Raw genomic sequence first — 22,541 nt, forward strand, 5'->3', positions numbered from 1 at the left:
GTAGGCAAGAGGTAGCAAGAGACAAGAGGCACTCATGCAACAGAAAGCGAGTTTGAGTCATTTTTAAAAATTAATCAAAAATGTAAGTTAAATGCGTCTTAGCTTATAGAACCTATTTGATATTTACGCCTGTAACCCAAATAACAAAAGGCTTTGACGAGATTAAAGTATTTCTTCTGAAATCATTATTATGTAACCATTCTAAAAAAGATACCAAATGGGTTCTATACAATTAATTTAGCCTAGATACTTAGTATTGCTATATATAGCCATTCTTATATTTATGAAGTACTCCAGAGCATACTCAAACCCATTATTATTAAGAAATAGGTGTACCTTACTATTTAGATAAACGCTATATAAAAAAATATAGTTAAATATATGTTAACATCAGTCACCCTTCGTAATTTCAAAAGTTATCGGGAAGCAACCCTATCCCTATCAGCAACCACTTTTTTAATCGGTGCTAATGCTTCGGGTAAAAGTAATGCCCTCGAAGGAATCCGCTTATTATCTTGGTTAGCTAAAGGTAGTCGTTTAGATGATATTGAACGTAATATACAAAGTGGAGATACCGTAGTTCGAGGACAGGCGATCGACCTTTTTGGAGAAAGAGAATTATGTTTTAGCTTAGGAGGACATATAGATAATGCTCCCGATGGCTGGACAAATTTTGAGATTGAAATCGGACAATTAGCAGAACAACTGATTGTTATAGGGGAAACTGTTACCAATGATAAACAGACTGTACCTCTATACAAAATTGATAGTGAAGCGAATCCCCATACTGATGAAATTAGCGTCATGTATAACAACTTCCAAAAGGGCAAAAATAAACCTCACATTCCTTGCTCTAATCGTCAAGCTATTTTTTATCAATTAGAAACCCCCAGTCGTTTTCGTAAGGGTGACAGTAAATCACAGAAAATAATCCCTGCGGTGACAAAAATAATTAGAGAAACTCTCAGAAATATTATCTTTTTAGATCCTCGTCCTGCGGTTATGCGTGATTATACTTATGCTAAAGATAATGATATAAAGGAGGATGGATCTAATCTTTCCAGTGTCCTTTATTCCATTTGTCAAAAGGGCGAAGAAGAAAAAAATAAACTACTAGACTTTATTCGTTCACTGCCAGAACAAGATATTATTGATATTAGTTTTATCACCACTGAACGCAATGATGTCATGGTTAGGTTAGTGGAATCCTTTGGCAACCATGAACGATCGATCGATGCACCTTTACTATCCGATGGTACTCTCAGGGTTTTAGCCATTGGTGCAACTTTATTAAGTGCTGTGGAAGGAACTTTCGTTATTATCGAAGAAATCGATAATGGTGTTCATCCCAGTCGGGCAGATAATCTTGTTAAACAAATTCAAACGATCTCATCCGAAAGAAAGCTAAGGGTACTAATTACTTCCCATAATCCAGCTTTATTAGATGCAGTGCCAGATAATGCTCTAGGAGATGTGCTTTGTTGCTATCGAGATCCTCAATTCGGTGACAGTCGCATTGTGCGATTAGCTGATTTAGACCGTTTTCCTGAATTAATCGCTCAGGGTACATTAGGACAATTAATGACGAAGCAAGTACTCGATCGTTTCCTCAAAGATAAATCAACTCCTGAACAACGTCAATTAGACGCTCTCCAATGGTTAAAAGAATTAGAAGAGGTAGCTTAATGGGAGCAGTATGTTTAATTGATACATCTGTTTTTGTGGAGATTTTGAATGTACCTCAAAAAGCAAGTCAACATCGACAAATCATGCAACAGTTAGGGGAAAAAATAAAAGCCAATGAATCTCTGTTTTTACCGATGGCAACTATTATAGAAACGGGAAATCATATTGCTCAAAATGGCAATGGTAATCAACGTCGTCAATGTGCCGTAAAATTTGTAACCCAAGTTCAACTTGCCTTAATTGGAAAATCCCCTTTTACTCCCATTAGCTTTTTAGATTCAGAAGACTTAAATAAATTACTCCTTCAATTTCCTGATTCAGCAATGGGTGGCAGTGGATTAGGTGATTTATCAATTATTCACGATTGGCAAAAACTTTGTAATCAGAATCAAGGCAGAAGAGTTTATATTTGGTCTTTAGATAAGCATCTCCAAAATTATGAACAATTACCAAATTTATGAAAATGCGATGGACTCTTTTTTTGAGAAATAATTTATTTAGTAGTAAGCCTTTTAAGGCTTTTTGAAAATGGCTAAAGCCATCACTACAAACTTAAGATAATTATTCCGCCTCCCCAATGAGAGTAAATCCTGCCCATAAACGAGGGTCTGGATGTTTCTGCTTAGTTACTAACATAGCGTTCCGTAAAGCAGTGGCTTTGTTTCCCGTTAATTTCAATTGCTTGTAAAATTCTACCATCAATTCTGAGGTAGCTAAATCATCCACCGCCCACAAGGAAACGATTACACTAGGAACACCTGCACTAATTAAGGAGCGAGATAATCCAATTACTCCATCCCCAGTAATTTCCCCTCTTCCTGTTTCACAGGCACTCAAAATCGCTAATTCTGCACTTAGTTGATTCTTTTCAAAGAGATTAAATATTTCGGCGGCGGTAAGAATACCATTATTATCGATATTTGCAGTGGTTAGGATGTCACTATTATTGTTATTTCTGGGAGTAGAGATGTCATTATTATTGATGTTTCCAGTAGTTAGGATGTCACTATTATTGTTATTTCTGGTGGTAGAGATACCATTATTATCGATGTTTCCAGTAGTTAGGATGTCACTATTATTGTTATTTCTGGTGGTAGAGATGTCATTATTATTGATGTTTGCAGTGGTTAGGATGTCATCATTATTGGTATTTTTAGGAGTAAAAATTTCGCTATTATCAGCACTTCTCAGGATGCCATTATCAGTTTTTGTAGTGGTGACAATATCGTTATTATTCGTGTTTTTCGAGTTTGTTACCCCTAAAACGATATAACTATCTAATCCATTTTGATCTGCAAATGTGCCATGGGTGGCAAAATGAATTATTTTTGCTTGGGGTAGTTGTTTAATGATATTGGCTTTGGTTGCCTGATTCCCTAAAATTGGTTGTGTTTGCAAAATTTGGGCTACTTCTTTGGCTTCGGTTTCGGAATATTTTAAGGGTTGCCAACCAGAAGGCATGGGGCTAGGATTACCTACTATCAGGATATTTTGTGCATTATTAACGGGTTTTTGCCGTAATTTGTGAGTAGAATCTAATACTTGAATGGAAGGAGCTGTTAAGATAGTATGTTTCTCAATCAGATATTGATTATTACTGTCTGCTAGGGCGGGAAAAGGTACGCCAAATAATTCTTTTTGAGGAATGAAAATTACTTTTTCTTCTGGATTTTTGGGCAGTAAATCAGCTATAGGCTCTATTAATATTTGATGTAATTTCTGTAGGGAATTGCTTAAATCTGCGTCTTGATTAATATCATTAATAGTAATTTCTTTGGTTTGTTTTTGGTCATTCCAAAGGGGGTTTGTTACTTGAATTATTCCTTTGTCTGCGTTTACGGATACAATTACCCAAGGATCATATTTTAAGTCTCTAGATCGATCGCTTTTTAACCGAACTTTATCCCCAATTTTATAGGCAATTTTATTATCTCCACGAATACCTAAATAGGTGCGAAATTGAGGGATTAATTGAGCCAATTTTACATTTTTCTCCTGAAGATTTACCGAACGAAATTGAATGTCTCCATCGGGTTTTATTACCCAAATATAAAGTTGCGAATCTAACCATTCCTTTTTACCGTTTACATCAAATTCATCTCGAATAATAGAGTATTGAACGAAGGTAGCTTTTTGAGTTTTGGCGGTGTTTTGAATTTGGGAGATGGTAGGGATAGTAATGGGGGTTTCTTGAGGAGAAATTTGTTTAGCGAGAAGTTCTTTAAATGCACTGGCTCTACCTCTTTCTGCTATTTCTAAGGCTGGAAGAGTTTTATTTTGTTTTATCAGAACTTTTTGTAAGATTGAGTAATTATTTATATATCTATCAAAGAGAGAAATTTTATCAGTGTCTTGTAATTTCTTACTATTAAGAGATTCAAATACTTCAATGGCTGAGGTTAAATATTTTTCGGATTCACTGAAATTGTTTTGCTTGGCGAATAGGAATCCTATATTAGCATAAGTATCACCTTCACCAGAGCGATTGCCAATTTCTTTAACAAGAGTTAAAGCCTGTTGATAATAGTTTAAGGCTTCTGGATATTTTCTTAAATTATCGTAAACACTAGCCAAATTATTAAGAGCAATTGCTTCATTAAATCAATTATTGCTTACCCTTTCATCAATTTTTAAAGATTGTTGATGATAGTTTAAGGCTTGTTCATATTTTCCTAGTTGATTATAAACATAACCTAAGCTATTAAATATAATACTTTCTTGTTTATTATCATCTATTTCTCTAGTAATAGCTAAAGCCTGTTGATGATAATTTAAAGCTTCTGCGTACTTTCCCATAATCCTATAAATTCTACCCAAATTATTGAGATCAATACTTTCATTGAAAGGATTTTTAAATTCCCTACTAATAACTAAAGCCTGTTGATAATAATTCAAGGCTTCTTGATATTTTCCTAATTTATGATAAACATTCCCTATACTATTGAGAGCAATACCTTCTCGTTCACGATTTTTAATTTCTCTACTAATTTTTAAGGATTGTTGATGGTAATTTAAGGCTTCCTCATATTTTCCTAATTTCTCATAAATAACCCCTAAACTATTGAGATCAATACTTTCATTGAAAGGATTTTTAATTTCTCTACTAATAACTAAAGCCTGTTGATGATAATTTAATGCTTCCTCGTATTTTCCCCAATTATCATAAACTAATCCCAAATTATTGAAAATTGCACCTTCTCCTGCTCGATCGCCGATTTCCCTTCTAATAATTAATTCCTGTTGAAAAGTCTCTAATGCTTCCTTAAATTGACCATTTTGATACTGTTGTGTACCCAACTTACTTAATCGATCGGCTTCCGCTTTTTTCTCATCTATAGTATTAAGATTATTTTGACTTAAAACGGGATTTACTCTTAAAAATAAAGGCGAAAATATCGCTATTGTTCCTAGAATAGACAGACTTATTAATTGTAAATTAACAATAGTTTTTAGGGAGATATTTTTCATAATTAAGATTGGATTTAGGAAACATTAATTATTTAATCGGATAACTGTAATTTTAATTGGAAACATACCTCAAAAAATTTTAGCTCTTATTTTCTCATTAACTCCACCACTGGATTGGCAATATATGACAAAAATTGCCATAATTGAAGTGACTAACCCTTAACTCTTCCCTCTTAGAAACTTCCCTTTTTCCTACCCTAACTCCTCAACTTAAATGCAAACTAGCTTATTCAATTTGATAAAATTTCTAATTTTACTTTCAACCCTGTTTTTACAACCATATTCAATAATTTATCCACACTAAAGCGAGATATATCACCATTCATTAAGTTACTAATTCGAGGCTGAGTTTCATCAAAAAATTGTGCCGCCTCTTGCTGAGTCCAACCTTTTTCTAAAATAAAAGAGCGTAATTCAATAATTAAATCAGCCCTAATTTTTAGATTCATTGCCTCTGTAGGTGAAAAACCTAAATCTTCAAACACATTATCGCTACCTTTCGTAACTTCTATTTTTTCTGTAGTAAGCATTTTTTTATAATTCTTGTCTTAATTTAATCATTTGCTGATAGCGTTTTTGTCCTAACTCAATATCCTTTTTTGAGGTTTTTTGAGTTTTTTTCCCAAAGGCATGGAGAATATAAACCGCCTCTGGAAATCTTGCCACATAAAACACTCGGTAAATATCCCCCGTCGAGATTCTAATTTCTTCAGTACCTTTACCAACAATAGGAATGGGTTTAAAATCAATAGGCTGTTTTCCTTGCTGAATCAACCTTAGTTCCAAACCAGCTTTACGTTTTGCGTCCTCTGGAAATGTTTTTAAATCATCTTTCGATGTGCCAATCCATTGGATCGATTTATCTGACATTAAAATTTAATTTTAAGGTTATGCCAATCTATTTTATACCTTTTTTAATATAAATTCACTTATTTTTTTTATTGTCTCCTGATTTTTAGTTTCATTATGCCTTAAATAAATTTAAAATTTCGTGTCGTAAAGGTTTATTAAAATTATCAGGAACTTTAAATAATCCCTTAGATAAACCTAAAAGACGTGGTTTATTTTCTTGACGATAACATTCCAAAATTTTGTCAATTTCTTCATTACTTAAAACCTGATTTGATGATGAAATTTGATTTGATGATGAATGAATAACTACTTTTTCAGAATCTTGAATATTTGTTAAAAAAGTAACAATTACTTTGGTTTTTTGAGGAATATTATCCATATTTTCTAAGAGTTTTATTTCTCCTTATTCGTAAATTCCTTCGACACTTTTTAACATAATTTACTCCTATTAATTATTATTGTGTTAGATTTGTCAACTTAAATAAATCTTTTTAATTAAATTGTAGCTCTTATTTTCTCATTAACTATTCCATCTAATTGACAGTATATGACAAAAATTGCCATAATTGAAGTGACTAACCCTATTAATGAATCCCTATGACAAGTCTGAATATATCTTTACCAGAATCAATGCGTACTTATATTGACCAGCAAATGGCTCTTTTGGGTTATAGTACCGCTAGTGAATATATCAGAGATTTAATTCGCCAAGAGCAAAAACGCCAAGCTACACAAAGATTAGAAACTTTACTATTAGAGGGTTTAGAATCGGGCAAAGCTACCGATATGACTGAACAAGATTGGCTCGATATTCGTCAAGCTGTAGCCCAAAAATTAGCTAATCGTCAACAAAATAAGAAATAATGGGCGAAATTAAAAAAAGACCACAAGTTATCTCTGATTTAATCGCAATTGCTACATATATCGGGGAAAACAACCTAGAAGCCTCTGATAGTTTTCTGTTGGCGGCGGAAGAAACTTTTAGAGAATTGGGAAATTTTCCTCAAATGGGGAGACTCTGTCAATTTTCTCACCCAAAACTTGCTGACATCAGACAAATAGGTATTAAAGGATTTAGAAAATATTTAATTTTTTATTGTTTGATTGAAAACGGGATAGAGATATTGAGAGTGATTCATGGAATTAGGGATATTGAGGTAATTTTAGAAGATTATCTCGATGTGAATTAGTTATAGTAATACTGCTTTCTTTAAAGGATCAATTTGATTAAAATTATTAGTATTTTCGAGAAATTCTACTCTTCCCTTGAAGCTACCCTCACTCCTCGACTTAAATGCAAACTAGCTGATTCAATTTGATAATGTTAGTATCTAATAAATAACGATATTGATTAATTTTAGTCATAAAGTTCTTGACGATTAAATTTGTATTTTTTAGGTAACTTATTAGTTTGAGAAATAGTCTCTGCTTCTGCTAAAAAATCCTCTAAGGGATCATTTAAAACCCTATTTTATTGTAAAAATTTATTTAAAATATTGGCAATTAATTCATCTTCTGATAAACCTAAATTACTAGCTAAAGTTTTTAAGTTAATGTCTTGATTTTCTGATATATTAATTAGTTTTTGAATCATAATTTTACCTCGTTTTATTAACTATTTGAACGTATCTGATATTATTGCTTTATTTTGGAAATATTCTTTAAAAAAGTAAGAATTGTTTTCGTCTTTAACAGAATAGTATTAATATTTTTTAGGAGTTTTATTTTTTCATTATTATAAATTTATTCAACATTTTTCAACATGATTTATACTCCCCTTATGATATTTTATTTATTAATAAAGTCTATTTGATTTTCCTCCACTTATCTTGATTTAAAAACAACCTAATAGATTAGATGCACTCATCCCAATAGTAACGGCTTTTAATCTTTGAGATGGTGTACCATGATGATTACGAGACCATCTATTATGATCTCCTATACTGTAAGCAAGTGCTTGGATTTCTTGAATATCTCGTTGATCAAATACTATATTTGGTACAGCCTTCATATAAAAACCAGACAAACAATCGGCTTGTAACTCAGTTATGTGACTATTATTTCGATTAAAGCCATAGGCATTTTGCATAGCATGGGCATATTCGTGTCCAATTATGTAAGCTAAAGCCGCATCTCCAAAGCGATAAGCAAATGCTATCATATCGTTACTGATGTAAATTGAATGATCTAGTGGACAATAAAAAGCATTCATTGCTACCATAACACCACATCTAGTTCGACTACCCGCAGGAATTGGTTTATAAACTCTAGGAATCGCCTTATAACCATGAATATAAGCCACACCTGCATACATTGATTGAATAACGGCATCAGGATGCCACTCTTGGGCGATCGATCGACTCATCGTTAATAATGATATTATTGGGGTTGAAAGTGTTACTAAAGTTTTGACAATATTTATTTTCATTGAAGTTATGATGAAAGTGATTATTTAAAATCAATTTTAATAAATAATTATTAATAATATTTACTCTAAAAAAATTTATAACTAATTTTATGAAATCTTTTTTCTTAAAAATTAATCTTGTTCTCTTAATATTAGGAACTTTAATTATTATTCTTGTTAATTCTAAATCTCCAATTACTAACAAATTTATCTCAATAATCCCCATCAATTGGAATCAACCTAAAGATGAAGATACATCAGAGCTTAATCAGGTATCAGCACTTCCTGTTAATTCTCAAGCAGAAGTTAAAAATAAACCAAGATTTTTAATTCCAATAAATTGGAATAAACCTAAAAATGTCGGAAAACCGGGTCGTCGTCAAGTAGCCACAGGAGGGAGTCGTGGTAGTTGTGGTGATTTATTAAGCAGTCAAAAGAATGAAAAAGGAACGTTAACAGCTTTAGTTCCCATTGCCATTGAAGGTTTAACTAACTCTAATAATCCTACTTTTTTTGTTTATTTACCCTATCAATCTAAGGAAAATTATAACTACGAATTTATTTTATTAAACGAGGAAGAAGAAGAAATTTATAAGGTTAAATTACCCATAAAACCTACTCCCGGAATTATTAATATTCCTCTACCAAATAATGTATCCATAGAAAAAGGTCAAACTTATTCTTGGACATTTTCTTTTATTTTTGCAGAAGCAAATACCCCTTGTAATCCTTCTCAAATTCCCATTACTGAAACCGTAGAAGGTGCAGTAAGTCTTGATAAAATTACTCCCAATGATACTGTATTAAAACAGCTAGAAACAGCAAATATTGAAGAAAAAATTACCATTTATACAGAGCAAGGTTGGTGGTATGATGCTTTAGCTAGTTTAGCGAAGTTACGCCAAGAATATCCCGATGATTCTAATGTTTTATCGGCTTGGACTGAGTTTTTAAAAGTAGAACAATTAGAGAATTTAGCCACCGAAAAAATACTACCTTAAAGCCATGATTTTGTTTAAGTAATTATGAATTTTGGAGTTTGTAAATTAAATGAATAAGTCATTTTTAAAGCGATTGTTTCCACTTGCTACTATTAGCTTGATGGGAATATTCTACCTTGTACTAACAAAATTCCCAATCAAATCATTAATAACCTTACAATCAAATCAAGAAGTAATACAAAATGAAGCGGAAAATTTATTTAATGAAGGGTATCAACTATTTCAACAAGGTACAGCAGAATCATTGCAACAAGCAATAGTTAAATTTCAAAAAAGTTATATTTTATATCACAAAATATCAAATATAATCGGAGGAGCAGCTACTCTTAGTAATCTCGCAAATATCTATTCAGATTTAGGAGAGAAACAAAAAGCCTTAGATTATTATCAACAGGCTCTATCTTTATGGAAAGCGGGGAAAAATCTTTCTGAAGAAGCTATGACCCTAAATAATATAGGAGTTATTTATAATGATTTAGGAGAGAAACAAAAGGCTTTACGTTATTATCAACAGGCTTTACCTTTATGGAAAGCGGAAAAAAATCTTTCTGGGAAAGCTATTACTATTAGTAGTATAGGGGCAGCTTATTCAGATTTAGGAGAGAATCAAAAGGCTTTACGCTATAACCAACAGGCTTTATCTTTATGGAAAGCGGAAAAAAATCGTTCTGGAGAAGCTAACGCTCTCCATAATATAGGAGTTATTTATGATGATTTAGGAGAGAAACAAAAGGCTTTACGCTATTACCAACAGGCTTTATTTTTATGGAAAGCAGAGAAAAATCTTTCTGGAGAAGCTAGCACTCTCAATGGTATAGGAGTTATTTATGATGATTTGGGAAAATATTCAGAAGCTCTTAAGTATTATCAACACGCTTTATCTTTATACAAGCCAGTGATTGATCGTTCTAAAGAAGCTGACACTTTCAATAATATAGGAATTGTCTACCATAAGTTGGGAGAGTATTCGGAAGCCTTGAAATATTACAAACAGTCTTTATCTTTAAACAAAGCAGTGGGAAATCGTTTTAAAGAAGCTACCACTCTTAATAATGTTGGTATAAGTTTTTCAGATCTGGGAGATAAACAAAAGGCTTTAGATTATTACCAACAGGCTTTACTTTTACAAAAAACCTTCGGATATCGTTCTGGAGAAGCTGGAACTCTCAATAATATTGGTAGTCTTTATTCATATTTAGGAGATAAACAAAAAGCATTAGTAAATTTTAACCAAGCTTTAATTCTTTCAATACAAGTAGGAGATCGTACTGGTCAAGCAACAACTTTGAATGATATTGGTAGTATTTATTTATATTTAGGAGACAAACAAAAAGCTTTAGACAATTTTAACCAAGCTTTAGCTATTTTTAGACAAATAGGCGATCGCCCCAGTGAAGCTAAATCTCTCTATAACATCGCTGGCACACACAAAAGTCAGGGTAATCTACAAAACGCTCTCACAAACATCAAAGAAGCGATCGCCATTATCGAAAAATTACGCATAAATATTGCCAGTCAAGATTTACGCACATCTTACTTTGCAACCGTTCAAGATTACTATAAGTTTTATATCGAATTATTGATGGAATTACATCAGCAAAACCCCTCTGCTGGTTATAATATCACCGCTTTTGAAGTTAGCGAACAAGCACGAGCTCGTGGTTTAATAGATTTACTTAACGAAGCTAACGCCGATATTCGTAAAGATATTAATCCTCAATTAAAAGAAAAAGAACAACAACTATTAAGCAAATTAAGAAGTAAAACCCAATATCAACTCCAATTAACTCAAGGGAAATATTCAGAAGAACAACTTAAAACTATTAAAAGAGAAATTGCAGATATAACCACTCAATTACAGCAAGTTGAAGGAGAAATTCGCACTCAAAATCCCCGTTATGCAGAAATAAGTCAACCAGAAAATATTAAACTTAAAAACCTCAAAGACATTCAACAACAATTAGATCAAGATACCGTTTTATTATCTTATTGGTTAGGAGAAAAAGAGAGTTATTTCTGGGTAATTACTCCAAAATCTTTAACCAGTTATACCTTAGCAAATAAAAAGGAAATTGAAACTTTAGCAAATGAATTTAAGAATTTAATTGCAGATTCAAGTAAGAGTAATCGCCGTAAAACCACTGCTCAAAAAGCATTTCAATTAACTGATAAATTATTAGCACCAGCAAAGTCACAATTAACTAATAAAAGATTAATAATTGTCCCCGATGGTGGTTTACAGTATATTCCTTTTAACAGTTTAGCTAGTCTAAATAGCACACCAAAAACCTTTAAACCCTTAATATTTGACCATGAAATTGTTAACTTACCTTCCGCTTCAGTTATTATAGGAATCCGTGAAAATATGGCTAAACGTCCAGCAAATCAAAAAACATTAGCGGTTTTAGCAGATCCAGTTTTTACAGCCAATGATCCCAGAATTACTAATAATAATTCAGTCCCAAATAATCGAAATTTTAATAACAATAATCCTACCAATAATAATTCAGTTCAAAATAATCTCAAGCAAAATAATTTATTAAGTTCATTAACCCTTGAAAGATTAACTAGAAGTTTTCCAACCAGAGATGGAAAATTAGTTTTCGATCGTTTACAAGGAACAAGAAAAGAAGCAGAAAATATCTTAAAATTAGTACCTAATTCTGATAGTAAAAAATTCTTAGATTTTGACGCAAATTTAACCGCTATTAACAATCCAGAACTTAGTAAATATCGCTTTATTCTTTTAGCAACCCATGGCTTTTTAAATGGAATTAATCCCGAATTATCAGGAATTGTCCTGTCTTTAGTCAATGAAAAAGGTGAACAACAAGACGGTTTATTAATGACACCTGATATATTTAACCTTAATTTACCAGCCGATTTAATTGTATTAAGTGCCTGTGAAAGTGGCTTAGGAAAAGACGTTAAAGGTGAGGGAATAGTCGGTTTAACAAGGGGTTTTATGTATGCTGGTACATCTCGATTAATGTTAAGTTTATGGAAAGTTAACGATGAAATGACGGCAGAATTAATGACTCGTTTTTATAAAGGAATATTACAAGAAAACTTAACCCCCGCTCAAGCCTTAAGAAAAGCTCAATTATCTATGTGGGAAGAAGGTAATGCTCCTTATTATTGGTCTGCTTTTATATTACAAGGTGAATGGCGTTAAATGTTCAGTTCGGTTTTTTCTTTGCCCATATTTATATACTCAGTAAAGGAATATAAAGATAGTGGTGAGGGTAGGCACTCATGGAAGAGACAAGAGGAATTTTTGAAACATTCAAATTATGACCTTGTTAAGTATCGCAATCCTTTTAAATGCGTCTTAACTTATAACTTATGCCCATATAAAAGTTTGATCATCCTAGAAATAAATAAGAGTTTCTTCTCGAACTTCAGGTAAATTGTAAAGTTTTATAACAAATTCAATAATTTTCATGGAACAGTAATAGCTAATTCCTGAGAGATAAATCAACAACCAAGAAGATTCATATTAGGATTTTAACTATTTTGCGTAAAAGCAATAAGTAAATCCGGATATATCAATCAAGAAACCTAATTTTATTGTAGAGGAGATCAATAATTATGAATCAAAATAAAATTCAAAGAGCAAGAAAAATTATCGAAGAATACGCCAATTTACACGCTGTGACAGCCGCAACTATAGGTTTTGTCGGTGGTCAGTTTGGTTTGGATAGAATTGTTCTTACAGGTTTTACTATAAGTATGATTAATGAAATCTGTGATGAGTTATCAGTAACTGAGAATAAAGCTAGAGGAATCCACATAGTTTCTGCTATTGCTCGTCTTACAGTTAAAGGCACTGCAATGGCACATACCCTACTTAATTGGATTCCAGGAGGCTCATTGGTTAATGGGTATGTAACATTCGTTTTAACGAAAAAAGCAGGTGATGAATGTATTGAAGATATTTTGAAAAATCGTATGACAACGGGACAACAAGCAAGACAAGCTGTAAATCGAGGACTAACGCATTTTGCCAATCGAGAAATTTCTCATTTTGTTGGGCACATTACAGATACTTCTTTTGACGCATTAGGACATTTTTCTGAACCTTTAGCAGAACTTCTTAAAGATAGTGCAGTAGATGAGTATGGCAGAATTTTTATTAGCACTTTATTGACAAAAACAACCGAAGATATGGTTCAAGGGAGACGGCTAAATTTAGCGGAGGAAGTACGCACTGCCGTTTATGGAGTCTTGGCTGTTGCTTTACTTGATCATAGAATTCATGTAGATGACTCTTATGTACCAGATAGAGAAGCTAGAATTGAGGCGGCTAAACTATTAGAGCAACGTAACCCGGCTTTTAAAGCTTTTTTGGAGGAGCGAATTAAGATTATTGCCTCTACTCCTGATAAAGCAACTCACCTGAGAGAAACTCGCAAAATTGCCGAAATCTTGAGCAAAGAAATTAAACATATCCTTAACAAAAAAAGCTCAAAATAACATTGCTCGAAGGTTTACTATCAAGGGCTTTTACAATTTATTAGACATCTCCAGAAAACATTTTTTACAGACTTGTAGTAAGGGCTTCAGCCCTCATTGTCGCAAATATGGTCGATGTCTAATGGCTAATTCCGATAAAGAAATCAGTAACAACCAAGCAGATTAATATCAGGAATTTTAAAATTTTTGCGGAAAAGTAATAGCTCATCCTGATAAAGAAATCAACAATCAAGAAGATTAACATCAGGAATTTTAAAATTTTTGCGTAACAGTAATAGCCAATCCTGATAAAGAAATCAACCTAAAAAAGTTAAAAAATTGAAATTCGAGGAAAGAAAAAATGATTACATTAGGTATGAGTTTATTTGGTCCCATTAATCTAGGTTTAACTATTAATGGAACAAACGGAAATGATTCTCTAATAGGAGATATTCTGGGAGATAAAATTTACGGTTTAGGGGGGAATGATTCACTCTCAGGAAAAGATGGTAATGATGTTTTGTATGGAGGATCAGCAAACGTCGCAGAGCTTAACTCTGGGAATGATTACCTTGACGGGGGTTATGGAGACGATAGATTATATGGAGCTGATGGCAATGATATTCTATTAGGAGGATATGGAAAAGATACCCTCTGGGGTGGAATAGGTAGTGATAAACTTTACGGTGGTTACGATAATGACACTCTCTATGGAGAAGCCAGTATTGATACTCTTTATGGAGATCAAGGTAATGACTGTTTAAGTGGTGGTACAGAGAACGATCTACTCTATGGTGGTGATGGAAATGACGCAATGTTTGGAGACGGTGGAAATGACTATCTCGATGGTGGTGCCGGTAATGACAGTTTATCAGGATGGAATCCTTTTGGTTCTTCAGCCAATGATGTTGATACTTTGACTGGAGGTACTGGTAATGATACTTTAGTAGGTGGTTTTGGCAATGATTCATTTACTGGCGGAGCAGGTCAAGACAGCTTTGCTTTTCAAGGTTACGGACAAGGAGTAACCAGAATTTCAGACTTTAATAGCTATGATGATACGATCGTGATAACGTCTGGATATTTCGGTGGCATAAGTAAAAACCGTTTTCTTTCAGATACTGAATTTTCTCTCGGTTCATCAGCAACTAGCTCTAGTACAAGATTTATCTATAACCGCAGTACAGGAGATTTATTCTTTGACCCTGACGGAACAGGTTCAAGTAGTGCTGTGAAGTTTGCCCAACTTAATCCAAATACGTTTTTATATAATACGGATATTTATATCTCTAATCTCACATCTATACTAACCTAGATATGGATGCAATAAAACAATAAGAGTTCAAATTGATTAGAAAGGCGTGCTGCGAAGCAGATCCCTTTGGGATCCCTTTTCTTTTTCCATATTACAAAAGATTTAGAACTGGGATAAGATTGTTAAAGACTAATTATATATAAAATTATTATATATAATTAGTCTTTAATTTTTTTATAATTTATTGATGATTGTAATTAGTATTAAAAAATTTTTGTTTTCCTTTTATTGGAAATGGAATAATTGGCTTAATATCTTTCAATCTCCAAGCATATCTTTCTAATTCCCAATTTCCGCAATCTATTTCTAATTGTGATTGTTTAGCTAGTAACTCAGGAGTTATTTTTATACAATCTGTTAAATTACATATCGCAATTGCCTTTCCAAAAGGAAATTCATTCCAATCCTTATAAAAATTATTTAATTCATGTTTATTAACTAAATAATTTGCTATATCCTTTAAATAAGGCTTACTTATTTTTGCAGAACAAATTAAAATTTTTCCTCTGTAATTGGTTGACCAAGATCTTGTTTCGTACTTTTTATAATTGAAAGCTATTAAAGAAGCCCAAGGTTGCCATAAACTAATAGCTTTTATTTGCATAAATATCTATAAAAACTAAAATTAAATTAAATATCTTATCTAATAAATTCAACTTTCATAAATTCTCTTTTTAGAATCTCTTCACTAAATTGAGCTTCGTCAATAATTAAATGTTGCGGATCATAAATAATATACAAAACACGACGATTGTTGTCTCCATATTTAGTAATATCTTCAGCTATATCTCTTGTAATTGGTCTTATATCTTCTTTTTTTCTAACATATTTTAATTCAATCCAAAGTTGTAAATGTTCGGCAGACCAATCTGGTTTAGTAAAACAAGAAGACCAACGCATAAAAGGAAATTCACGCACTAGAGTCAAATCATGTCCTTGTAAAATTCCATCACATATTTCTTGAAGATGAGGTTCATCTTTTGGTTTATGGGTTTTACAAGCTGTCGGTATTCCATTTTTAAGAATTTTTGTAATTTTTTGAATATAATTTTGCCATGAAGAAGATAAATGTTTTTGACCAGCAATCATCGCTATCATTGAGCTTTTTTCAAGATGTCCATTAAAGAGAGCTTTACTATTATTTTGAATTTGTGTTTGAAGAACATTAGCCACATTTAATCCGTGCCTTTTGTGCATTTCTATAATCTGTTGAGCAACTTGACTTTGTTTAGAGAAAGATCGGGTAGCCCGTGAAATATCTCTATTAAACTTTGTAGCTATTTCTTGATCACTCATTCTATCTAACTCAAAAGCGTGACGAGCATAATTAACTGCCATATTAGTTTCATATCCTTCTTTTCTTTTTCCAGTAAAGACATCTGATACATAATCAGTTTCTAGCTCATATTCTTCTTGATTAGCAGCAAAAATGGCAATTCTTCTATCAATACACTGACTACAAGTACCACAATGCCATTGTGTTTTTGATTGATATATTTGATGGGCGCAAGAACAGGTAAAACCAATAAGTTCACTGGCATTATTTTGAGCAATAATAGAAACAATATCTGTTTTGGTTTTGAAGAAAAAAGGATTATCAATTTGAAAATCACGTTCGGTTATTAAACTATATAGTTCACTAAACCAATATAAAGCTAGTGGATGTGTTGTTCTTGAAGCTCTAGCTCTAATTGCTTCATCAGCTACTGGTAAATTTAAACTAACAATTCCATTCTCAAAAAATCTCACGCCATCAGAATTAATACATTCAGCGACTGCTGTTCCTAAAGCAGAAAAGAGAAAAGATCGAGTTCTTTGTGTATGTTCATGTCTAAGTGTTGTGCTATCCTTATTAACCCAAATGGGAATATGCTTTATTGTGATTTCTGGATAAAATTGACGTAATTTCTTAACAAGTTGCTTTACTCGTTTGTCCATTGTTGCAACACTTCTATGACTTACTAAAATTAAGTTTTTTCCAGTTGATGCTGTTTCAACTGCTCCGGCTAAAGAATCTAATCCACCTGAAAACATGAGAACTCTATCAATATTTTGCGTTGTCCACTTTTCTTGTTCATTTAGTTCTAAGTAAAGTTGTTTTGGTTCATTAGTTAATTGTTGAAACTGAAAGATATATTTGTCATCAGAAAGAAAATTTAAAACTCTAATTAGCTTTTGTTTGACTTGCTCTTGATTCCAAAAATTTGGTTCACGCACCGCAATAATAAATTGAAAATCTCTGTCCCAAGATTCTTGACCGCTGCTTAGCCCTGATCTTCCTCTTGATATAGCACAATCCGCCGCAAAAACTAATGAAGCAATCTCAATTAGGTCTATAATTCTTGGTGATAAATTTTTGAGAAATATCTTGGTTAAGTTCTCTAAGCGAACATTAACGTTAGGATCTAAGCCTTGAGTATTTAGTTCTATTATTTGACGATCAGAAGTCTCCGAATAAATAGCTCCATTACAAAGAAAAAGACGGGGTTTAATCATAGCTCCGCCTCCTGTTGTTTTAATTCAGCTTGTAATTTTTTCAATGCTACAGCCATAAAATTTGAAGAATTATCCAGATTGATTCCTTCTTGAAATTCTGTTTTTGAATACCATTGACCACAGAAGTCATAAACAATTTTGGCGCTTTGTTCACAATGACGCTGTAAAGCTTCATTAAATTTAGTTAATTCGCCAATATTAGTCAGTTGTTCAGTATTTAGATTGGCGGCTGTAATTCGACTAAGATAAAAGTTAAGAAATCGAGCCATAAAACGACCAAAAAATACCTGACCTAACTGGGAAAACCCTTTTTTTGTCGAAAGTTGATTAATGACTGAGATTAGTTCATCTCTAGTATTTCCAAAAAGAGGAATTTGTTGATTCGATGCTAATGAGCTAAATGCTTCTCCAATGGCTTGTTGTGCAATTTCACTAATATCTGTGCTACATGATTGCTCGAATAAAACGTCATCAATTACAGTTTGAATTTTTGTTGTTAAATCAAAAATAGTGGCATCTTCAGAAAGATAAATGCCTATTTTTTCTAAACTTGTTTGCCAATCTGAAGCTCTGGTTGCTAAAACAATCTGAGTCAATAAATAGAAACTATATCTAAGCCCAAAATCTTGTTTGGCTCTTTCTAAACCTTTTTGTGCAGCGTTAAGAGTTTCTCTAGCAAGTTCATGAACATTATCAGACAATTTTTCAGATTTATTAGACTCACTAGAAGGATTAGCAACTAATGAAACAACAGACTGCCATTTTTTTGTTGTTGGTATTTTTCCGAGACGTACATGACCCATATTTACGTCCTTTGAATACGAATAATATTAATTAACATTATTTAAGTAAATCATTCGATTATATGAGTTAGTTTAAGCTAAAAGTTGTATTAAATCAATTCTAAAAATTTTCAAAACAGAAAAGCAAAGAGTACTTTTGGTTATGTTTTAGATCATTTGCATTCTATGTTTTAGATCTTGACTTGAAATATTTTCAATTTCTTGACTCTGTTAAACTTTTGTATCATACTTAAAGTCTTATCATAAAATCCCTATGTGTTTTTGTCTGTAGATTGATTTTTAGAAATTTTATGCAAACAACATAAATGTAAAGTAATCCACCAAAAATAAACAGCGGATGATGTATAAAAGTGATTTATGTCTAATAAACCATGAGCCATATTGTTTCTTAAATTAGAGCCAAAACCTTTTCGATTCAATAAGCAAACTAAATCAAAGACAATATCTTCCCCATAAAGAATTTCTAAATCTTTAAGATGTTTATTTTCATCAAAAAGTACGCTCATAATATGTTCATCTTGTATGCCACCTTTATCCGTATCTAAAAAAGATGTAATTTTACCCATACCTTTGACAACATGACGAAGAGAATTTTCTATTTGAGGGATTAAAAGATGTGTTGCAACTAAAAAGTCTCCTATCAAACCACTATATAGTCCTCTCGCAAATATTTCTTCTCTACCTCTTGGAATAAAAGGATTATCAACTACAAATGAGTAAAAATCACTAACTTTAACATAATGTTCTAAATTTATTTGGTTTCTCATAGGCTCAATAATGCCATAAACTTGAGCATTTTGATGGTAAACGGCAATTTTACACATTTCATCTTCTAAAGAGGGATTTATTCCTATCACTTTACCCATTTCGTTTATAGAAATAGATGGAAATAAGTAGAAAAGACTATTTTCCATTAAATCTTTTGTTTGTTGTTTTATATCTTGTTTACTTGGAGATTTGGAATCCAGAGCTAAAACATAAATAGCTTCATCAAATTTTTTTCTTTTTACTCTATTTATTGCTTGTATAGCAATGTTACTCAAATTTATTTCTTGTGAAAATAGTCCTAATTCTCTAGTAGATTTTTGTTGATAATCAAGTAACTTTAAATGTATTTCTTCTTCACGTTTCTGATTATTTCCAATGTTTCTTAGTGCTTCAATCGCCTTTGCTAAAAAACGTGAGGCGACTAAATAACTAGGTGGTGATTGATTAATTTTATCTTCTGCTTCTTGAATATAAGTTTCTGCATAATTTAGAGATGCACAACGTTCGCAATTAATATTTTTATCTTTTTTATACCAACCAATAGCTATACACCAATAATTTCTTGCCAAGCTCCAATTATGTTTATTTTCAGCTTTCTTAGCTAATTTTTCTGCCAAAGGTGCGTATATTGATGGATCTCCTTGTTTAAATTCTTGTAAAAATTCCATCAATTTTGCTGATAAAAAAAGAGGATCTTCTCCATTATATTTTTGTAATACATTTTCAATATGTTCAAAAACTTTTTGTTTCTGGATTTTTTGATTAGTTTGATAAGCTAAACGAATAGCACGTTCAATTCTATCTATTGAATAAGTCCAATGTTCTGGATCTTCCAAGGATTTAGCTGACTCTAAATAATTATCAATAGCGAGTTGTGCCATACGATAATTTTTTTTCCGAATCCAAATAATATCTGCAATTCTTGCTTTTAATTCATAATCATTTATATGTGATACCCAATCTTGTAAAAATATAAAATATTCATCAGGAATTTGCTCAATAACATCTGTTGCAAACGGTTGATCTAATGATTCTGGTTTTAGTTTAGGATATGTAATTCTTGATAACAATAGTAAAGTGATTTGATGTTCTGGACTGACATTATTATTTTGCTCAGTTTCTTTTAGTTTTTTTGAAAAACCTTTACTATAGTGAAAACAATCTTTTTTTTCAGAATTATTAATAACTTCTTGCCATTGAGAATTATGAAAATTTTCTATTGTTAAATTCAGATTTGTAAATTGAAAGTTCATCATAATCAAATGAATTGAATAAATTTAATTAAATTATAAATATGAAGTTTTATAAAATTATTTAAAAGAAAAATAAATGTTTTAAAAATAAATGATAAAAATTTTTAGTTTCAGTAAATACGATTTAAAAGTTAAGCTAATAATACAATAATTAAATAATCAAATATATTATTAATCGAATTAATTATTGAATCAATAGACATCTCCAGAAATTAGTAAGAGGGTAGCAGAAATCAGAGATAAAATATTCTTAATTGACAATTTATTTATTAAAATTGATTTTATTTTTAATTGTGGTCGATGTCTAATTAATAATAACAATTTTCTTATTAATTTAAAGCAATCTTAAATCATGTACTTAGGAAGACTAATTTTTCTTAAGATAAGAACAGGACAATTAATGGGATTCTAATTTAGAACTCATTTAGGGTTGCTATACTAAGAATAGTTACCTCTAAATCTAACTTTTTAAGGAGAACTTAAATTTTTTGTATGCATCTGATAAACTCTGTAAACCCTATATTATGATGTTCTAATTATTATATTAACTAAAATTATTATTATCAAATAACGATAATTGTCCAAGGGAAATATTGCCTTTTCTACCTTTATGATAAGACAAATGACAACCGCTACAAACAGGGATTAAATTTTCTGGACGATTATTTTCTGGTTTATAATCAGCATGATGTACAACTAATGTCTTTTTCATTCTCTCAGATTTAGTTAATTTTGAAATATCATCCGATGGTTTTAAACACTGCATTCCGCACGAATGGCAAACCCAATTAACAGCTTCTTTTTTTTCTCGTGCAATTTCATTCCAATTATCAGGATAACGAGATTTTGACATTAATAAACCTTTATTCTAATTAAAAAATTAAAAAATCAAGCGGTACAGGCAGGCATTAAGCCCAACTGCTCCTACAAACTAATAAAAAATCTTTTCTCAAAAAGTCTAATAAAAAATAGACAAGTGAGGTGTCACAAATAGCAAAAATCACCAAAACTGTTACAGTAGATAAAAGCATTAACTTTCAATACTTTTAACCTATTTTACCGAAAAATGCCTCATAGTAATTGTGACAGTATCAGCAAAAGAAAAAAACTCTTAGATGAATTAGGTAAACTCCCAGAAGCCATAGTCGAAAACCAAGAATGGTTATATATGTTAGAAGAAGACACCAGACATTCACTATCTATTGAGGGATATTTTGCCACTGAAGAAGAATTAAAAGCCGTCTTACAAGGAAAAAAAACCCAACCAGAAATATTAAATTATTATCGTACATCTCAATTTGTTTATGATTTAGGACTACAATATTATCGAGAAAAATCTATTTTTTTAGACTTAGCTTTAATTCGTACTATTCACAGTCAATTATTGAGAGGAATTGATAAATATAGCTATTATTGTGGTAAGTTTAGAATCAATCCAATTATTATTCATGGAGCAAAGGTAAAACCGCCTGAATTTGACATTGAAAATTATGTAAAAATTTTTTGTGAATATAGTAAAATTTGTTGGCAAACTTACCCTATTTTAGAAGCATTATCCCGTATTCATACCTTATTTGAAAGTATCCATCCTTTTCAAGATGGTAATAGTAGAGTAGGGAGAATTTTACTTAATTATTTAGCCATTTCTCAAGGTTATCCTCCCATTGTTATTAAGGGGATTGAATTATCAGAAAGAAATAAATATTATCAAGCCTTAGAGTTAGCAGATATAGGTTTTCATAAAGGATTTTTTAACTCTAATTTATCTACTATTAAAAAGCATTTAGATATGGGAAATTATAGTTTATTAAAAGAGCTATTATATTTAGGATTAAAACCTAGATTAGAAAAAATGATTATTACAGCATTAAAGATTAAAGAACCACTATTAATATTAAGAGATTTAAGTGATTATTTTCAGGTAAAAGAAACGACTCTACGTCAATGGATTAAAAGAAATAAATTAATAGCAATTAAAGAAAATAACAAACTTTATAGTCACCCAAAATTATACTTAGAATAAGTTAATTATATTTT

General features: G+C 31.5%; 21 protein-coding genes. 9 read left to right on the forward strand and 12 right to left on the reverse strand.

Annotated elements, in window-relative coordinates:
* The first annotated feature begins 381 nt into the window (after positions 1-381).
* Together FWJ34_RS00410 and FWJ34_RS00415 are read left to right on the forward strand one after the other, a co-directional pair.
* Positions 382-1,686 (forward strand): AAA family ATPase, encoded by a 1,305-nt coding sequence (locus tag FWJ34_RS00410; RefSeq protein WP_308253271.1) that lies wholly within the window; start codon positions 382-384, stop codon positions 1,684-1,686.
* Positions 1,686-2,147 carry a hypothetical protein gene (locus FWJ34_RS00415; RefSeq protein ID WP_308253361.1) on the forward strand — a complete coding sequence of 154 codons (462 nt, stop codon included), beginning with the start codon at positions 1,686-1,688 and terminating at the stop codon, positions 2,145-2,147. The genes FWJ34_RS00410 and FWJ34_RS00415 overlap by 1 nt, the downstream gene beginning before the upstream one ends.
* A gap of 100 nt (positions 2,148-2,247) precedes the next feature.
* Here FWJ34_RS00415 and FWJ34_RS00420 read toward each other — a convergent pair whose 3' ends face one another.
* The 5 genes from FWJ34_RS00420 to FWJ34_RS00440 all read right to left on the reverse strand — a co-directional run bounded on the left by FWJ34_RS00420 (position 2,248) and on the right by FWJ34_RS00440 (position 6,385).
* On the reverse strand, positions 2,248-4,275 hold the full coding sequence (locus FWJ34_RS00420) for a CHAT domain-containing tetratricopeptide repeat protein (RefSeq protein ID WP_308253362.1): 2,028 nt from the start codon (positions 4,273-4,275) through the stop codon (positions 2,248-2,250).
* Positions 4,276-4,287: 12 nt separating this feature from the next.
* Positions 4,288-5,154, reverse strand: coding sequence for a tetratricopeptide repeat protein (locus FWJ34_RS00425; RefSeq protein WP_308253272.1), 867 nt, complete (start codon positions 5,152-5,154; stop codon positions 4,288-4,290).
* Positions 5,155-5,384: 230 nt separating this feature from the next.
* Positions 5,385-5,684, reverse strand: a complete 300-nt coding sequence (locus FWJ34_RS00430) for a helix-turn-helix transcriptional regulator (RefSeq protein WP_308253274.1) — start codon at positions 5,682-5,684, stop codon at positions 5,385-5,387.
* Positions 5,685-5,688: 4 nt separating this feature from the next.
* Complete coding sequence (locus FWJ34_RS00435; protein WP_308253276.1) at positions 5,689-6,024, reverse strand: type II toxin-antitoxin system RelE/ParE family toxin; 336 nt, start codon at positions 6,022-6,024, stop codon at positions 5,689-5,691.
* Positions 6,025-6,118: 94 nt separating this feature from the next.
* Entirely contained in the window at positions 6,119-6,385 is a 267-nt protein-coding gene (locus FWJ34_RS00440; protein WP_308253278.1) for a hypothetical protein, read from the reverse strand.
* Between the two features lie 218 nt (positions 6,386-6,603).
* Here FWJ34_RS00440 and FWJ34_RS00445 point away from each other — a divergent pair, with 218 nt between their 5' ends.
* Together FWJ34_RS00445 and FWJ34_RS00450 are read left to right on the forward strand one after the other, a co-directional pair.
* Complete coding sequence (locus tag FWJ34_RS00445) at positions 6,604-6,870, forward strand: type II toxin-antitoxin system ParD family antitoxin (protein WP_308253279.1); 267 nt, start codon at positions 6,604-6,606, stop codon at positions 6,868-6,870.
* Positions 6,870-7,196 carry a type II toxin-antitoxin system RelE/ParE family toxin gene (locus tag FWJ34_RS00450; protein WP_308253280.1) on the forward strand — a complete coding sequence of 109 codons (327 nt, stop codon included), beginning with the start codon at positions 6,870-6,872 and terminating at the stop codon, positions 7,194-7,196. The genes FWJ34_RS00445 and FWJ34_RS00450 overlap by 1 nt, the downstream gene beginning before the upstream one ends.
* Before the next feature lie 281 nt (positions 7,197-7,477).
* Here FWJ34_RS00450 and FWJ34_RS00455 read toward each other — a convergent pair whose 3' ends face one another.
* Both FWJ34_RS00455 and FWJ34_RS00460 read right to left on the reverse strand, forming a co-directional pair.
* Positions 7,478-7,600, reverse strand: a complete 123-nt coding sequence (locus FWJ34_RS00455; protein ID WP_308253281.1) for a hypothetical protein — start codon at positions 7,598-7,600, stop codon at positions 7,478-7,480.
* 240 nt (positions 7,601-7,840) lie between these two features.
* Complete coding sequence (locus FWJ34_RS00460) at positions 7,841-8,434, reverse strand: neutral zinc metallopeptidase (RefSeq protein WP_308253282.1); 594 nt, start codon at positions 8,432-8,434, stop codon at positions 7,841-7,843.
* Between the two features lie 89 nt (positions 8,435-8,523).
* Here FWJ34_RS00460 and FWJ34_RS00465 point away from each other — a divergent pair, with 89 nt between their 5' ends.
* From FWJ34_RS00465 to FWJ34_RS00480, 4 genes are all read left to right on the forward strand, one after another.
* A complete protein-coding gene (locus FWJ34_RS00465; RefSeq protein WP_308253284.1) occupies positions 8,524-9,414 on the forward strand; it encodes a DUF928 domain-containing protein in 891 nt (296 codons plus the stop codon).
* A gap of 49 nt (positions 9,415-9,463) precedes the next feature.
* Positions 9,464-12,589 (forward strand): tetratricopeptide repeat protein, encoded by a 3,126-nt coding sequence (locus tag FWJ34_RS00470; protein WP_308253286.1) that lies wholly within the window; start codon positions 9,464-9,466, stop codon positions 12,587-12,589.
* A 479-nt stretch (positions 12,590-13,068) separates the two neighbouring features.
* Positions 13,069-13,890 (forward strand): hypothetical protein, encoded by an 822-nt coding sequence (locus FWJ34_RS00475; protein ID WP_308253288.1) that lies wholly within the window; start codon positions 13,069-13,071, stop codon positions 13,888-13,890.
* Between the two features lie 340 nt (positions 13,891-14,230).
* On the forward strand, positions 14,231-15,184 hold the full coding sequence (locus FWJ34_RS00480; RefSeq protein WP_308253289.1) for a calcium-binding protein: 954 nt from the start codon (positions 14,231-14,233) through the stop codon (positions 15,182-15,184).
* 181 nt (positions 15,185-15,365) lie between these two features.
* Here the strand turns inward: FWJ34_RS00480 and FWJ34_RS00485 are convergent, their stop codons facing one another.
* The 5 genes from FWJ34_RS00485 to FWJ34_RS00505 form a co-directional block, all read right to left on the reverse strand.
* Positions 15,366-15,788 carry an ASCH domain-containing protein gene (locus tag FWJ34_RS00485; RefSeq protein WP_308253291.1) on the reverse strand — a complete coding sequence of 141 codons (423 nt, stop codon included), beginning with the start codon at positions 15,786-15,788 and terminating at the stop codon, positions 15,366-15,368.
* A gap of 35 nt (positions 15,789-15,823) precedes the next feature.
* Complete coding sequence (locus FWJ34_RS00490; RefSeq protein ID WP_308253293.1) at positions 15,824-17,680, reverse strand: 7-cyano-7-deazaguanine synthase; 1,857 nt, start codon at positions 17,678-17,680, stop codon at positions 15,824-15,826.
* A complete protein-coding gene (locus FWJ34_RS00495) occupies positions 17,677-18,483 on the reverse strand; it encodes a hypothetical protein (protein ID WP_308253295.1) in 807 nt (268 codons plus the stop codon). Before FWJ34_RS00495 ends, FWJ34_RS00490 begins: the two co-directional genes overlap by 4 nt.
* A gap of 251 nt (positions 18,484-18,734) precedes the next feature.
* On the reverse strand, positions 18,735-20,507 hold the full coding sequence (locus tag FWJ34_RS00500) for a DUF4209 domain-containing protein (RefSeq protein ID WP_308253296.1): 1,773 nt from the start codon (positions 20,505-20,507) through the stop codon (positions 18,735-18,737).
* A 541-nt stretch (positions 20,508-21,048) separates the two neighbouring features.
* Complete coding sequence (locus FWJ34_RS00505) at positions 21,049-21,357, reverse strand: HNH endonuclease (protein WP_308253297.1); 309 nt, start codon at positions 21,355-21,357, stop codon at positions 21,049-21,051.
* A gap of 213 nt (positions 21,358-21,570) precedes the next feature.
* Between FWJ34_RS00505 and FWJ34_RS00510 the strand changes: the two genes are divergently transcribed.
* Positions 21,571-22,527, forward strand: coding sequence for a Fic family protein (locus FWJ34_RS00510; protein ID WP_308253299.1), 957 nt, complete (start codon positions 21,571-21,573; stop codon positions 22,525-22,527).
* The last annotated feature ends 14 nt before the right edge of the window (positions 22,528-22,541 follow it).

Source organism: Geminocystis sp. GBBB08, assembly GCF_016743215.1.
In the GTDB taxonomy this organism is placed as follows: Bacteria; Cyanobacteriota; Cyanobacteriia; order Cyanobacteriales; family Cyanobacteriaceae; genus Geminocystis.